The organism is Pantoea sp. ABR1s (assembly GCF_057812235.1).
In genome coordinates this window covers 3,540,200-3,555,736 of the sequence record NZ_CM173823.1, presented here as the reverse complement: position 1 = coordinate 3,555,736, position 15,537 = coordinate 3,540,200, and the positions used below count along the sequence as shown (strand labels likewise).

Annotated in this window: 9 protein-coding genes and 1 tRNA gene; 5 read left to right on the top strand and 5 right to left on the bottom strand. The window is 45.3% G+C overall.

Going from position 1 to position 15,537, the window contains the following annotated elements:
* Positions 1–64: 64 nt before the first annotated feature.
* The 4 genes from ACXKZD_RS16785 to ACXKZD_RS16770 all read left to right on the top strand — a co-directional run bounded on the left by ACXKZD_RS16785 (position 65) and on the right by ACXKZD_RS16770 (position 2,419).
* Positions 65–526, top strand: coding sequence for a hypothetical protein (locus ACXKZD_RS16785; protein WP_050679771.1), 462 nt, complete (start codon positions 65–67; stop codon positions 524–526).
* 41 nt (positions 527–567) lie between these two features.
* On the top strand, positions 568–942 hold the full coding sequence (locus tag ACXKZD_RS16780) for a hypothetical protein (RefSeq protein ID WP_488981750.1): 375 nt from the start codon (positions 568–570) through the stop codon (positions 940–942).
* Between the two features lie 149 nt (positions 943–1,091).
* A complete protein-coding gene (locus ACXKZD_RS16775; RefSeq protein ID WP_488982092.1) occupies positions 1,092–2,123 on the top strand; it encodes a DUF1176 domain-containing protein in 1,032 nt (343 codons plus the stop codon).
* A gap of 211 nt (positions 2,124–2,334) precedes the next feature.
* Positions 2,335–2,419 (top strand) — tRNA-Leu (locus tag ACXKZD_RS16770).
* A 605-nt stretch (positions 2,420–3,024) separates the two neighbouring features.
* Here ACXKZD_RS16770 and ACXKZD_RS16765 read toward each other — a convergent pair.
* From ACXKZD_RS16765 to ACXKZD_RS16745, 5 genes are all read right to left on the bottom strand, one after another.
* Entirely contained in the window at positions 3,025–4,290 is a 1,266-nt protein-coding gene (locus tag ACXKZD_RS16765; RefSeq protein ID WP_235188739.1) for a hypothetical protein, read from the bottom strand.
* A gap of 152 nt (positions 4,291–4,442) precedes the next feature.
* Positions 4,443–7,724, bottom strand: a complete 3,282-nt coding sequence (locus ACXKZD_RS16760) for a DEAD/DEAH box helicase (protein WP_488981749.1) — start codon at positions 7,722–7,724, stop codon at positions 4,443–4,445.
* 12 nt (positions 7,725–7,736) lie between these two features.
* Positions 7,737–8,909 (bottom strand): restriction endonuclease subunit S, encoded by a 1,173-nt coding sequence (locus tag ACXKZD_RS16755; RefSeq protein WP_051959686.1) that lies wholly within the window; start codon positions 8,907–8,909, stop codon positions 7,737–7,739.
* Positions 8,906–10,540, bottom strand: coding sequence for a type I restriction-modification system subunit M (locus ACXKZD_RS16750; RefSeq protein ID WP_019725280.1), 1,635 nt, complete (start codon positions 10,538–10,540; stop codon positions 8,906–8,908). The genes ACXKZD_RS16755 and ACXKZD_RS16750 overlap by 4 nt, the downstream gene beginning before the upstream one ends.
* A 63-nt stretch (positions 10,541–10,603) precedes the next feature.
* Positions 10,604–14,017, bottom strand: a complete 3,414-nt coding sequence (locus ACXKZD_RS16745; RefSeq protein WP_488981748.1) for a DEAD/DEAH box helicase family protein — start codon at positions 14,015–14,017, stop codon at positions 10,604–10,606.
* A gap of 225 nt (positions 14,018–14,242) precedes the next feature.
* Between ACXKZD_RS16745 and ACXKZD_RS16740 the strand changes: the two genes are divergently transcribed.
* The gene (locus ACXKZD_RS16740; protein ID WP_031593699.1) at positions 14,243–15,214 is read left to right on the top strand and encodes a toll/interleukin-1 receptor domain-containing protein; all 972 of its coding nucleotides are present in this window, start codon (positions 14,243–14,245) and stop codon (positions 15,212–15,214) included.
* The last annotated feature ends 323 nt before the right edge of the window (positions 15,215–15,537 follow it).

Sequence of the window (15,537 nt, the reverse complement as noted above, 5' to 3'; positions counted from 1 at the left end):
TGATAACGGCGTCATATCTTCTTCGATATAATCAGGAAATCTCCGCGCAGACAGGGACATTTACATGCACGAGATTTTTTCTTTTATCGTTCCACTGCTGTCGTTAGCGTTCTTCATTTTGCTCATCTGGTCTTTCTTCAGGCCTTTGCCCCTTAAAAAAGGGCCTCCTCCTTCTCCTGGCGAGATGAAAAAGATATCGGCTAATACTCCGATATTGAAAAAATTGGGCATGAACACGGAAGATTATTACTATGACAGCGACTTCCTGTATCAGCAGCGTGAAGGCGAAACGCTTTGCAAAGTTCCGCTGGAAAATATTATCAGGATAAAAGTTACCGGAACTGAAGTCAGCAGTCGCCGGGTATGGCTGGTTCGTTATGTCACCGGGTCTTATAGCACCGAAAGGGAGTTCAGAGTCCTGAACAACTACACCCTTTTTAATCGGGATTTTGCCGGTTTTCTTGCCGCCGTGAAAGAGGCCAATCCAGCGGCTGAGGTGCAGGAAATGACCTTAGGACGACTGTAAATTGGCAGGATAGTGCGGAGCGCTTTAGCAGGAGCAAAGATATGGAACCCCCATTAGCTGACGTTATCGCTTTTGTCCGAGATTTTGCAGGATGCAGACGTGAAATAATCGATGAAAATACCTGGCTGGAAAAGGATCTGGGGATTACCGGCGATGATGGTGTTGAATTGCTGGAGGAGGCCGAAAAAGTTTTCGGCGTGAGCTTTTCTGCAGAAGAAGGTGGTTTCAGGAAGGCGTTCTTTCTGAAAGAAAACGAATATCTTTTCCATAGTGAAGGCATCGATTTTTTTGGCATTGTTTATCTTTGCAGACGACTGCGCGGTATTCCTGCGCCTGTCATCCGCGATCTCTCTGTCGGCCAGCTGCATAGCGTGCTGGTTGAAGCGCTTAACAAAAAAGAGAGAGTTACCCGATAGGCGCATCGCCCAGGACGGGGCGTAGCCTTTTTTCAAAGCCCGTCGGCGATTAACAATGGCTTTAGGTTCCCTCACACCGATGGTGAAAGAGTGACACCTGTGCTGATATCAGAAATACAACCTGAGGGAATAAAGTGAACTGTAAACCGATGCTTTTCGTGCTGGCGGCGTTCTCCCTGTCGGCTCAGGCCGCCCAGAGCGGAAAAACGCTTGAGCACAAAGACTGGGAAGTTGTTTGTGATAACACCCTGACCTGTCGCATTGCAGGTTATGCCAAAGAAGAAGATCCCTCCGGCTCCATCCTGCTCACCCGTGCCGCTGGACCTGGAACGGAGACAGTGGGAGAGGTGACGCTGGGCGACACCGAAGATGACAGCAAACCGGCGGAAAAGTTAACGCTGTGGATCAACGGAAAATCAGCTGGCGATCTGGTGGCGGCTGATGACAACTGGCGAATGTCGGCCAGCCAGACCGCTGCGGTAATCAGCGCCGTCAAAGGCAGCGGTAAAGTCGAATTTAAAGGCGGCACAAAGCCTTTCCTGCTTTCCGGCGAGGGCGCTTATGCCGTGCTGCTGAAAGCGGACGACGTGCAGGGCCGTATCGGCACGCCAGGTGCACTCACCAAAAAGGGCAATAAGCCGGAAAGCAGCGTGGCTAAGGCTGTGCCCGCACCGGTTATTCAGGCGGCAAAAACCCTCAGCGGCGAACCCCGTTTGCTGACCGCACCAGAAATCGACGCACTGAAAACCCGACTGCTTTCGACGGTCAATCACAATGACGATGACACGTGCGACAGCCTGTATTCACCTGCAGAAAACAGTGATCCGGAAACCGATGGACTCACGCTTACGCCACTGGACGACACACACGCCTTGCTTTCGGCGCTCTGCTGGCGTGCCGCTTATAACGAAGGATATGGCTACTGGGTCATCGATAACCAACTCAAAGGCAAGCCGGTGCTGGTGACCATTTCCGGATCGGATTACGACAAGGGCGAGATTACCAATGTGCAGAAAGGCCGGGGTATCGGGGACTGTATGAGCCAGGAAAGCTGGGTATGGGACGGCAAGACTTTCCGCAAAAGCTATGACGGCGGGACCGGTATGTGTCGTTATATCCATGCGGGCGGCACCTGGGATCTGCCCACGCTAGTAACGGATGTGAAGCCTGTTTCGGGGTAAAGCTTTTGATATGCCAGTGAAACATGATGGCTGACGTGAGTGCTTTGCAGCGGGCGAGGGTGAGTGAAGAATTTCTGACAAGGATTTCACACAGTGTCCCGGAGAACCCAAGAGACGGTTTTTTCAGCAGTTGCACCACTGCCTGCGGATAAGGGTTGCGGAAACAGGGGGTAACGGTATAATCCACAACGTTTTCCGCATACCCTTCAGTGCCGAAGTGGCGAAATCGGTAGACGCAGTTGATTCAAAATCAACCGCCGCGAGGCGTGCCGGTTCGATTCCGGCCTTCGGCACCAGGTATGGAAATTAAAGTCGCTCATGGGCGGCTTTTTTTGTGTCTGAAATCCGATGTTTACCTATCACTAAATTATCACTTAAATCTAAAGGTATGATTGCTTTCCTAAACTATTATTGTGGAAGGGCTGTATATATCTTGATCTGCAATGATGAGCAAGTTTCTTGGATGCAAATTGGTAGAAAAGGATTACGCTGTTTTACTACTCAAAAATCAACCCTGGTAATGACATGTGAATTGTTTGCCATATCCGTTTAATTAAAGTTAATCGGCTAGCCTTAATGGGATGGCTGGTTGGTAATTTTTCTCAATGGCATTATCACCAAGAGCAATACATTCACTGATTTTATCGGCAAGAGCGATCCACGAATTCTTTCAATAAGTGGATAATTAATAAGATTACTGAGCTCTACGCTCAATTAGTCATGGATGCTATTGTATAAACGGTTGAGTACAAAACACTATTGCCGCTAGTGTGAATCCCCACAGTAGATTCAGATGTATCATTTAACATAAACTCCAAGGGTACAGGAGAAAGTACCCCTTGTTCTTTAATCATTCAACACAAAGAATGACCTTGCAATTGAGTGTTTGTCACTATTCTATTTAAGTATCATGCTTTATTTTGTTCAATCTTTTGATATAATTGATCGTTGAAAAAAACACTTTTCGACATAAGATGGTACATCTTATTAATGTACGCACAATAAAACCACATGTTTTTAGAAGGATGAATTTAACTCTATGTTTCTCAGTTATGAGACGATTCTCTACATTACCTATTTTTGTCATTACATTGGCAATTTTCCCACCAATAAAAAAAGACATAGCAATAAACCACATCCATCTATAATGAGGGGCATTTTTACTTAAGGATAAACGAGCTTGTTCTTTTAATAAAACTTGGCGGTACCTTAATAATGATGTAGTTACACACTCATTGGCGACAGCGAAACGGTCTGACATGCCTGTTTTATATTTTCCCTCTTGAATGGCATTGCAGTAAGCTGGGGGTGGGGTCTGGCACCATCGAGAAGGTGATGGCAATTGTGTTATTGTTTTTGAAAGAGTCTTATTTGGACATAGTTTTTTATTATAGTCTTGAAGTTCCTGTCTGATTTTCTCCGGAGATACTTGATTACTATAATACTCAGGAATTTTGTAGAAGGTGTCAATATTTTCAGGCATAACATATTCAATAACAGATGATTTTGTACCGGCAATGTTTTCTAGCGTTTCTTGAATGTACGATGCCCACTGACAAGATGACATTTCGTAAAGCCTGTTATTATCACACATGCGGCTATAGTCTTTCACCTGAACAAGAAGATATTTGGCGGCATCATTAATGTCTGTAATTGTTTCCTCATAAGCCGTTTTACCGACAGCAACCTCTCTATCTGATACCCAAAAAATACCGTTACCAACTGCTGTCAGAATGAGAAAAATATCTGTCCACTGTCTGAATTTTTCTCCTGTAGAAAAAATATCGCTAATGATTACGGCTATGATCCAGCCACACAATAGCCCAATGAAACTCAGGCTTGCGAGTCCAGCCGCGTTACCTGTCACACCTGTACCTCCTATTGCATAGGTCAATGGTAACCACTGGATAGCTGGAAGAAGATGAAAGAGTGATAATAGCCCTGGAATTATAATAAGTACAAAAGAAATGATGAGACCTTTTTTTCTGGCAAGTATCCATGAGCTCAAGAAAACGAAGGGTAATAATAAAATAAAGAGCTCAAGAAAGCCGCCTCCTAAGATAACTGCAACTTTATTGGGAGACCAGTAGCTGCTCAAAAGAGCACCCTGTGCGTTCGTTTCTACAAAGTTGGTACTAATCACTCCCATCCCATCCAGTGTTTGCAATAAGGCATATCCAGCGCTGTAGCAAAGCATTATGTAGGGATAAAAGAATAGGATCATAATTTACTCTCTTTTCTTACTTTTTCTATCATTTTTATAGCATATTCGATTCGTTCTTTAATATGGCTAAAGTCGAACATTGTCAATTTTTAGCCCTATTTAGAACCAATAACAACTAAATCTGCCATCGTTGTTTTTTTGATAAACAGCGCCGTGCTGCCAAGTAGCTTAAGGCCTTCTTCATTAATTTTTCTTACTCTAAGCCCTGGTTGAACAATAACAACTTGGAATTTAAGAGGTGTGATTCTGGAGCGCTCTTTCATAGCAGTAAGGTCTTTTATTGTGCCTTTCAGAAAGCGAGAATGGCCACGCGATCGCCACTTCTCCTCGCGACGCTTAATATGGTGGTATAGATAGGAAAGATTCAGGTGTTTCCAACGAATGCATCTCTGTGCCTGCCCACATACTTCGTAAAGGTCTATAAGTCTGGCTCCTGCTTCTTCTGAACCTGAATATTTGCAATGGATTAAAGAGAGAACAATACAGTCATCAACTATTTTCAACCCCACTAAATCTGCTGACTCACCTTTCCCATCATCATTAATAATGACATCGTAATTATCTTTAATTTCACAGTACCAACGCCATTGGATGGATAATGGATCACGAGTATAGCCCATTGATTCCACTCGAACATCAGTTCCTTTCCAATCAAAAGCTACAATTTCGTCTTTGTCATAAAGGCCAATATTTTGGCTTACATGGACTATATGAGCGTTGTATGAAAATGAACCATCGGAGTAATGAATCATTACTGGATCAATTTCCATATATTCTGATAGTGATACCGGTTCAGATTCACTACGCTGTACAAAAACTTCAGGGCCAGATATCAACTGATAGGCATAGCCTTTTGCTGTAGCGCTTCCCGTGAGACATAATTTATATTCAGATGACGTTTCATCTGTAGAGAAAATGAGTCGCACATTACCATCTTCAAACTTTCCAGCAGTCCTAACCTCTACTAAATATAAATGAGCAGATACAGTATCAAAATGAAAAATAACTTTATCTTCGAACGCAGTAAGCAAATACTCACCCCATTGAGCTGATATTGGATATTCATTATAGGGTTCAAGTAATGGGACAGGACGCAAAAAGTTACGCGTAAGGTTGTTTGGATCCGGTTCAGAACTAAAAATTTTGTCCCAGGCTTTCTTAACCCAGCTGCACCAATCAGCAATGCTGCCACCTTTTTGTGGTGACCAGACTTTACCTTTGCGTTGGGAGCATCCCCAAATTACACGGTTTCCGGATTCATAACCTAATGCAGCAATATTACTTAAGCTTGATTGAGATGCTTCAATTAATGACAGCCCCTCAGTGACATTTGGGCCAAAGTATTGAGTAAAGCTGATTGCTCCAATTTGGGATGCGCCTAAATTTCTTGCCAAAGGATATTCAATACCATTAAATACATTAAAGACTTTTTCACCACTGACAACTTCAAATTTATCATCACAAATAGTACTGACTAGATTCTCAACTCGAAATGCTTTATAGTCATTTGAAAATATAAACAAGGCGGATCTGCTTTGATCCCAATGAGCAATTAGAATTTTATAATTGGTATCTTTAAGATCTTTGTAGTTTCCCCACCGGACTGAAGTTGCCTGTACAGCTAGCACAACAAGCAAATTCTCATCTTCAGCTATTGCATGCCAGGATTCATCGAATCTAGGCAGTTTCTCCTTGTATCTTTCAGGCTCCCAATTGTCACAGTACGTTTTAAATAACATGACAGAACAACTTGGCTCAAGATTCCAGAGAGAAATCTGATCGTGTAAATCACCTTTCCTTTTTAAGGCATCCACGACCTCTTGCAACCTAATCTCTCTAGCAATTCGTCCTTCAGAGAGTCGCCTTAATACGTTATCCCAATCGGCATCTGTTGAATATAGATGCTGTAATTCACCTTCAACATTAGGGTCCGCAACATTCATGACTACACTGGCTTGACCAATTTTCTGTGCTTTATTGACACGAGTAAATCGGCCAATGAACTGCAAAGTTACTGCAAGAGACTTATGATGATCATGTAAAGCTGCAATTTTCAGGTTGGGTAGATCATAACCTTCTCCCAACATGTCTACGCAAATAACGATTCTTGATTGTCTTGATAATAATTTATTAAGACGTTTTTTTATTTCCGTTTTAGGATAATCAGAATGAACAACGATTGGATTAAAATTCGGTACAATATTCTGATAAATAGTAAATATTTGTTCTGCTCGCTGCTTATTGCTAGTACGGGCCATAATCAAATGATCAAGGCCATTATTTAAGTCTATGCGCAGTTGACCAACGGCTGTATCTGCGATTGCGTGATCCATAAGGTCAGAGTAATACTCTTCTACAGGCAGCAAATTTACATTTGTAAAATAGCCAGCTCGTTGGGCTTCCCCCATCGTGTAGTTATAGATAATTTTTCCACCAAGGGACTTCTTATCATTCCTAAAGGGGGTAGCTGTAAACTGCACAACACGTTTGTCTTTAAATCGTTCACGAATTGTTTGCCAAGATGAGGCTGAGATATGATGAGCCTCATCAACAAAAAGATGGCTACACGACTCGCAAAGTGTATTTAATGCTGCTTCGGAGCAGGCAGACAAAACGCTGGTCGTAGCAACCAAGACGTTTGATTCTAAAGCTAATTGCTTAGCCTCTTCCGCTACCTGAATTCCCTTCTTAATAATAGCTACATTAGGGAGTGCAATGTTAGGCGGAACGACTTTTAGCTCTGGTAAATATCCTAAATCTATGAACTTTTTGGATATTTGTGTTCGGAGGGAGTCAGATGGGACTATGAGCAAAATTCGCTCGCATCGCTGGTATATCATGGTAGCCAGCATTGTTTCCGTTTTTCCCGTTCCAGTGGGCAGTACGACGGTAGCTGGTTCTACCTGCAAATCAGTAGCGAAATAGCCTGCGATTGCATGAAGTGCACCCAGTTGGGGTTTTCTAAGACCTGGATAATGGCGCTCTGGATCGTCTTCTCTAAACTGAAATTGATGATGCCATTGTTCATTAATTTCATCAGGTGAAGTGCTAAATGCTTGCTCTGGAAATTGCTCCCAGATTAATTCAGTATCTTCTCGCCATTTTTCGAATGTAAATGGTTCCTTAGCTTTAAGAGAAGCTACACCATCTGAGCATTTCCCTCTGGAATTTGGATCTTTCAAATAGATATAGTCTAGAGGAGGCTTTAGACCCGTAACAAGTTCAAAATATCCTGGGAAACGTGCATTTCTGACTTGAGCCGATACTGTTGTTGAGCGGCAAAGTAACTTATGAACTAAATTCCCACCAACTTTTCGTGCAGGAACAGCTTGCGCAGGCAAGGTGATTTTAATTGTTAACAGGTCGAAGAGTTCCATTTGAACTTACTCCTATAGATATCCTGAAAATATCTTTTGGTTTAACATTGTGTATAATTTTGTGAACGAATTGCAAGAATACGGGAGATTCATGACTGAATTTCTAATTTCAACGAATTTTTTTTGTAGGGATATTGGAGGCATGTAAATATCAAGTGACTCAATCCCACCTTGGCTAATAGTATACTGGCCCGCAGATGTTTTGATTTTCCTTGATATTATTCTTTTTCCACTTTCATGATTGAAAAAATAAGATAAAAATATTGGTTCATATTCTTTACTGATTTTTAATCTTATTAAATGATCGTTGTGATAAACATTTTCTTTATATCCTTCAAAAACGGCAGAGCGTCCAACGTAATCTGGATTTCCATTTACACGAATAAAAAGGATATCCCCGTTAGCAACTAAAAAACGCTCTTTTTCGGGAGTTGTTAATTTGATTCTATTCAAATTATTATCGAAGCGAATCCCTTCATAATGAACATCTTGCAGTCTAAGTACCACTTCCCCAGTATTCTCGCTTTCTTTCCTTCTGCGTGATAATCCATTATTTGCATGAATAATGTGTTGACCTAACGGTCTAACATCCCATCCCATGGGATTTGATACTGGATCGCCGAACATTTTCAAAAAGGTAGCGCGCAAAAAATCATCAGCCAATTTGATAGCTTGTTCGCGTTTTTGGCGTATATCAGCAGCTTTATCAAGAATCTCCGCGATACGCTTTTGTTCACTTAAAGAAGGCAGAGGAACTTCCAATGATTTAATCAATCCTTGGCTAATATTAGGTTGAGCTCCACCAACCGCATTTTCGACAAAATAGCTGAACTTGCTCTTCAAGAAGTAATAGAGATACTTCATATCAGCAATTGTCGTATCTGGCCTAATATTGCAGATAGCTTGATTCGTGGCTGCATTAATTCCTAAAATTGCTAAGCGGCCAACAGTGGCTCCATACATTGCTATTAAGATTGAGTCTTTCTCAACTATTTTAGCGCTGCTATTTTCTAGCCCTGCGGCTGTAATGTACTCATTTGCGTCATAAATTGTTGAATCTTTAAGGTCTCCTGATTTAATCCAAGGGATATCTCCCCCCTCATAATACTCAGGCTTTGACCTACTGGGTGTTCCACCGCTACCGGTGCTACAAAAATCCTCAATTTTTAAATAACGCCAACTCACAGCATCCCCTCCAGCTCATCCAAATCCGCCAGAATCTCTTTCTCCAAGTCCTTCAGGCGTATCAGTATCACCTTCGGATCTTCATATTCCTCAGCCTGATACACCACCTCTTTGTAACGGTTTATAGAGAGATCGTATTTTTGCGCCGCAAGCTCCTCCTTTGGCACAACAAACGCCGCCTGAGTGCGATCTTTAAAATCAACGTCAGTATCAATCCCTTCCGGTTGCTGCTGTTTCAGCAACGAGGCTAATTTCTCGCCCATAAAGTTATCAACCGGTAGTCCGCGCAAAGTACGGTAATGCTTCCAGCTTGCCAGCAGATGCGGCAGGTCGTTATCTTTTATCGGGTTACGCTTATCATCCAGGCTGTAGCCGTCATTTTGTAGATCGTAGAACCAGACCTCATCCGTCTGACCGCCTTTGGTAAAGATCAGGATCGCCGTTGCCACGCCAGCGTAAGGCTTAAATACACCGGAAGGCAGGTTGATCACCGCTTCCAGTTGGTTATCTTCCACCAGCGTTTTACGCAGCGACTGGTGCGCTTTGCTGGAACCAAACAATACGCCCTGCGGCACGATAGTGGCACTGCGTCCGCCAACTTTCAGCATTTGCAGAATGCGCGCCAGGAACAGCAGCTCAGTTTTCTTGGTTTTCACCATCGCCGACAGCGTGGCGTCGATATCTTCCTCATCCAGTGAACCAGTAAACGGCGGGTTCGCCAGAATTAGGTTGAATGCGTTTCTACTGGCCTGCGGGAAATTGGTGCTGAAGCTTTGGCTCATGGTGTCCTGATAATGAATATCCGGCTCTTCAACTCCGTGCATAATCAGGTTCATGGCGGCAATACGCAGCATGGTGGTATCAAAGTCGTAACCGTGGAACATGTTGTTATCCACATGGTCACGCCACGGTGTCAGCAGATCGCCGGTAAAGATTTTTTGCTCTTCTAATTCGCCGCGTTCGTTGGTGCCAATCTCGGTATGAATGGACTCCAGTGAACTGTATTTCTCCAGCAGGTACTCATAACTGGTTGCCAGAAAACCACCAGTGCCACAGGCCGGATCGCAGATCGTTTCACCACGTGCCGGGTTTGGCTCCATCATTTCAACCATTGTGCGGATAATGTGGCGTGGCGTGCGGAACTGACCGTTGATTCCGGCGGTGGTCAGTTTGCTTAACAGGTATTCGTAGAGATCGCCTTTGGTGTCGCCACGATCCAGCGGCAGGTTTTTGATCACCTCCACGGCTTTGGTCAGCAGTGACGGTTTAACAATCTCCAGGCGAGCATCTTTCATAAAGTTGCCCAGCAGCGTCACTTTCGTATCTTCAGCTTGCCCAAGCTGACGGAAATGCTGGAACACGCCGTCGCGCACAACTTCCATCATCTCGTCCGAGCCAAGGTTGCTGTAGTGGCTGAAGCGGAACTCCTGCTGCTCAGGCGCAAAGCGTGGTTTAAAATCAACGCCTGCGATTTGCTTACGCTTCTCGTCCCGTTGTTCCTGGGTATCCAGCATCCTGGAGTACATCAGGTAGGTGATCTGTTCGATAACGGTCAGCGGGTTTGTGATACCACCTACCCAGAAATCTTCCCACAGCCCGTCGATTTTACTTTTTAAGTCACCGGTGATCATTGTTAACGTCTATACCCTGTTATAAATACAAAAGCCCCGCTGCCGGGGCTTGTCATGTGTGTATTATACCGTCGCTGCGTCGGTCACAACACCCAGCTCTTCGACTATCTTTTGCAACCGGACGATCTGCTCTAGATCCGGGAATACGCCAGTAACGCCTTCGTTGTGGATATGAGTAAACGGCTGTTCAAAGAGTTGCCGCATCTCAATGGTGCCGTAATCGCGGATGTGGTTTTTCAGCAATGACAGGAAGCGCAGTTGCTGGCTGGTCAGGCTGTTGTCAGCTGCGAACTGTGCAAAACGTACTTCTACCGCGTCGCTGTCCATCCCGATGATGGTACGTAAAAGTTTATCCAGGCTGGCGGTTGCCTGCGGATAGAACTCTTTCAGCGCCCGAATATCAACGTTAGGGTTCTGGATCAGCACCAGCTTAGCCAGTTCATCCAGCTCGCTTTGCGTCACCGGCTCCCCGTTGCGGATTTTCTTCAGTACCGGATTTTGCTGGAACAGCGGCTCCAGCGCTCCCTGAACCTGCTGACGATACAGTTTGAAATCAATCGAGCGGATGTTGGTTTTGCGGGTTTCCGTCTGGATTAGGTTCGCATCTTCGGTAATATCCACCTGTATCGAACCAAATTTTGGCGTCGCATCTTTCTCCATCAGGTGCATTATACCGCGCAGATGAATACGGATATCCTCCAGCTCTTCCAGGCTGGCTTGCTTCCACCAGCCTAAATCACGAAGTTGATTAATCCGTTGTCCCTGTTGCTGCACCTGAGTCAGATGCGGCGGCAGACGTTCCACTTTCTCGATGATGACCGGCCAGAGCACATCCAGCTCTTCCGGGTTGGTATAACGGGCAGTTTGCGCCGCCAGAATATCCATATCAAAGCGCATGGCATCGCTTTGCCCGCGAACGTCCAGCCACTGCATCAGAGGGGCCAGGACAGATAGCAGATCCTGTTGTGTTTTCGGGGAAAGCTGGCGCAGCACTTTTTCATCGCTGTACCGCGCTTTTTGCTGCCACTTTTCCTGCACGGCAATCGACTTTTCATCCAGCGCGTTGATCTGCTCGCGGAGCTGGTGAGCGACTAAATCCACCGCCTGTTTGTCGAACTTACGCTGCGCAGTAGCCCCCAGCATAACCCACGCTTCAAAGCGTTTTTGCGCCAGCGATTTTGTCGCTGTGACTTCGGCCTCTTCGGTATGCAGCTCGTGATACTCAAAATTGCCCCAGTGATCGAAGATACGGAATTTTTGTTTATCCAGCGGTTTGCCGTTGTCATCGTAGCCGTACAGCCCCGCGCAGAGGCGCGTACCACGGCCAATCATCTGCCAGAACTTCACTTTCGATTTGACCGGCTTGGCAAAGACCAGATTCACAATTTCCGGGACATCAATGCCGGTATCGAGCATGTCAACAGAGATAGCGATAGTCAGCTCTTTGTTGGTGCTTTCGTCCAGTCCTTTAAAATCGTCGATCAGTTGCTCGGCACGGGGGTCATAGTTGTCGATGACCTGACAGAAGCGTCCGGCAAACTGCGGGTACATGTCGTCGAACAACTCATTCAGCAACAGCGCGTGTTTATGATTACGGGCGAAAATAATGGTTTTACCAGGCAGTTGGCCGTCCTGATCTTTCAGGCCGTTTTCCATCAAGTTACGCAAGATATAGCGGTTGGTGTCTTTGTTGTAGATCGCCTCATCCAGCGCCTTGCCATCAAATTCCAGCGTATTAGGATCGATACCCTGTTCTTCAAGTTCGCGGATTTGTGCGTCGCTTAATTTCTCCCGTTTGATGCCTTCGCGCAGGAATTCAGTTGTGTGCGTGACAACCTCATAGGGAACCAGATTGTTATCGGCGATGGCATCTTCCAGGCTGTAGTTGGCGGTAGGGATACGTCCTTCACAACCAAACAGGCCGAAAGTGGTTTTGCTCACCATGTCGATTGGCGTAGCTGTCAGGCCAATCTGGAGGGCATCAAAATACTTAAACAGATCGCCGTAAACGTTATAGATCGAACGATGGGATTCATCGGCGATGATCAGATCGAAATAACCGACATCGAAATGGTCCATGATTTTCATCATGCCAGGATAGGTAGCGATGTAGATTCTGGCATTCTGCCTATCTGCTTTTTTCGATTTCCCGACCACATACAGCGGCTCATTGGTGAATTGATTGAAGGCATTCGCCGCCTGTTTGCGCAGCTCTTTACGGTCGCAAAGGAACAGAACGCGTTTTACCCAACGGGCATCAATCATCAGTTTGCTCAGTGCAATCGCTACACGGGTTTTACCAGTGCCGGTGGCCTGAACGATTAATGACTGACGATATTTATTGGTAAACCGTTCGCTGACGCGGGCAATGGTTTCAAGCTGATACAAACGTCCGGCAACGGCCTTACCTTCGTTATCTTTAACGTGCGGGACACTATTCAGCGGCAGACGGGTTTCACGTTGCTGAATAAGATATTGCAGGCTTTCCATGCTGTAGAAGCCAAATACCCGGCGCGGAGGATAGCCATGAGTTTTATGGTCGTCCCACAGCCAGATGTCGTAGCCGTTGGTGTAGAAAATGACCGGACGCTGACCATATTCTTTTTCCAGCCAGTCTGCATACAACCGGGCCTGAATTCGCCCTTGCTCGGCATTGACGCTGGTTTTTTTTGCTTCCACCACCGCCAGCGGTTTATGTGCCTCATCCCACAAGACATAGTCCGCATAACCGTCACCGGTCGCGGTAGGCTGTTCTTTAACGGGGTGTTCCTGCGTAACCTGATCGGTATTGTTAAGCTCTTCCCCTACATTCCAGTCGGCGGCAAGCAGGCGAGAATCAATCAGGCGGCGGCGGGTTTCCGCTTCATCAATAGAGAGGATATCGGCAACATGCTGGTTGCGAGCTCTGGCTTCATTCAGGCGCTGGGTGAGGTGTTCGGCCTTTTCCTGCTCTTGCTGTAGTGCACGTTGTAACGCCAGTTCACGCTCACGGCTTTCATCTTGAGCTCTGATTGCATCTTCCAGACGTTTTTCATCTGCACGACCTGAAGATTGCGTTAATGGAGGAAGAGAAAATTTGGGGCAGTTATCAACATTACCGTGGGCATAACGAACATACAGCCAAACTCCCAGTAAATACGCTTCCTTTAACAGCCAGTAAGTATCTTTAGCTTTGATACGTCCGCCGTGCGCGGCGCGGTTACCGTGTATACGCAGTGCATCCAATTTCATGATGATGGCTTCCGGCATCATGCTGGTAAACACATCGGCGTTCATTAAATCGTACAGATTCGCCTTGATGCCTTCCGGCAGTCTTTCTTGGCGGTACAACCAGCGCACCATTAATTCGGTATAGTTGCGAAGCTTAACTAGGCTGCTTTCCGGGTCTGTGTGGACATAGCGTTCTGCCATTAACCCCAGATCTGCCAGTTCCGGCCACTGGCTACGCAACATTTCAAAATTGAGAGACTGCTCCATCAATCATCGCCTTATGTCGTGGATACAACAGGATTTCTGGAAATAATATCACACTAATTTGGCTGACGAAGTGAGTCGGATGGCATATGGTGATTACGAATTGGTTGGAATAACAAATTAATGTAGATCAAGCATCTATTTATTACGGCCTGCAGCGTGATTCTTTTAAACTTTGGGCTCAGAATAGTCTTTTAGACGAAAATGGTTCAGGAGCATTTCACCATTATGACTACTCTCGTTTTTTCCTATTCTCATGCGGATGAAGCACAACGCAATGAGCTAGAGAAGCATCTCTCCCCGCTAAAGCGAATGGGGAAAATCACCACATGGCACGATCGCCGAATCGTTCCTGGACAAGAGTTTGAACATCAGATCGATCACTATTTTTCGCAGGCAGATATTATCCTGTTGCTAATTAGCAGTGATTTCATCGCTTCTGACTATTGTTACCAGGTGGAGATGACCAATGCACTGGAGCGGCATAAAAGGGGCGAGGCGGTGGTCATTCCAGTGATCTTAAGAGAGTGTGCCTGGCATCAGTTGCCATTTGGCAGCATTATGGCGGCGACAATCGACGGTAAAGCTATAAGCAAGTTTGCCAGCCACGATGAGGGATATGTTCAGGTCGTCGATGCTGTTTCTCGAGCCATTGCCAATTTAGAAACGAAAAAGCCGCAGCAGATTGTGCCCGCACCAGCTCCGGCTAACCCAATGCTTCAGGCGACGGATACAGTGTTTACGCCACGTTCCAGCAATCTTTCTCTGCCAAAGAATTTTACTGACCTCGATAAAGATCGTGCCCGTCGCGAAGGTTTTGAGTATGTTGCTCGTTATTTTGCAAACTCACTGGATGAACTCAAAAAGCGCCATGCAGGGCTAGACGTTGATTTCCATCAACCTGATAACGATTCCTTCACATGTGCCGTGTATATCAACGGTGGCAAGGTTGGTCAGTGCGGAATCTGGTGTGGCAGTCGTAATATGGGATTCGGGGATATCTGCTACAGTCAAAGCGGTGTGACTCGTAATAGTTGCAATGAAAGTCTTTGTGTTGCAGATAATGGGCAAACACTTGGGTTCCGCACCTTGATGGGATTGGGCTACAGCAACTCAAGGGATTTGTTATTGACTAACGAAGGTATGGCAGAGCATCTATGGGATATGTTCTTTAGTCCTATTCAGCAGCGTAATCGATAATTGCAGACCGTATCAGCAAAATTGATACGGTCTATGTTGATGATCAGCCAAAGCCCATCTCGGTTAAGGTAATGGCAGAATCCTATATTCCACCTCGATAATTGCTTTGAAAAATGGCCGAGCGGATCACCGCCCTTAGCGCTAACATATCGTTAACTCGCACTGTTTCTTCCTTAGTCTGATATCTATCAGCAACACGAGGTAATTTTCATGATGACACATACTAGATTATCTCAATATCACTCAGAACATAGTTGCCCTAGGAACAGATTGGCAAACTAATTTGGCCTGCATCCCATTGATATTTCCCAGTGATTGGTATC

Bases quoted from the DNA above. Each gene is read 5' to 3' on its own strand.
- ACXKZD_RS16785 (WP_050679771.1), top strand. From the start codon at position 65: ATGCACGAGATTTTTTCTTTTATCGTTCCACTGCTGTCGTTAGCGTTC.
- ACXKZD_RS16780 (WP_488981750.1), top strand. From the start codon at position 568: ATGGAACCCCCATTAGCTGACGTTATCGCTTTTGTCCGAGATTTTGCA.
- ACXKZD_RS16775 (WP_488982092.1), top strand. From the start codon at position 1,092: ATGCTTTTCGTGCTGGCGGCGTTCTCCCTGTCGGCTCAGGCCGCCCAG.
- ACXKZD_RS16760 (WP_488981749.1), bottom strand. From the start codon at position 7,724: ATGGAACTCTTCGACCTGTTAACAATTAAAATCACCTTGCCTGCGCAA.
- ACXKZD_RS16750 (WP_019725280.1), bottom strand. From the start codon at position 10,540: ATGATCACCGGTGACTTAAAAAGTAAAATCGACGGGCTGTGGGAAGAT.
- ACXKZD_RS16745 (WP_488981748.1), bottom strand. From the start codon at position 14,017: ATGGAGCAGTCTCTCAATTTTGAAATGTTGCGTAGCCAGTGGCCGGAA.
- ACXKZD_RS16740 (WP_031593699.1), top strand. From the start codon at position 14,243: ATGACTACTCTCGTTTTTTCCTATTCTCATGCGGATGAAGCACAACGC.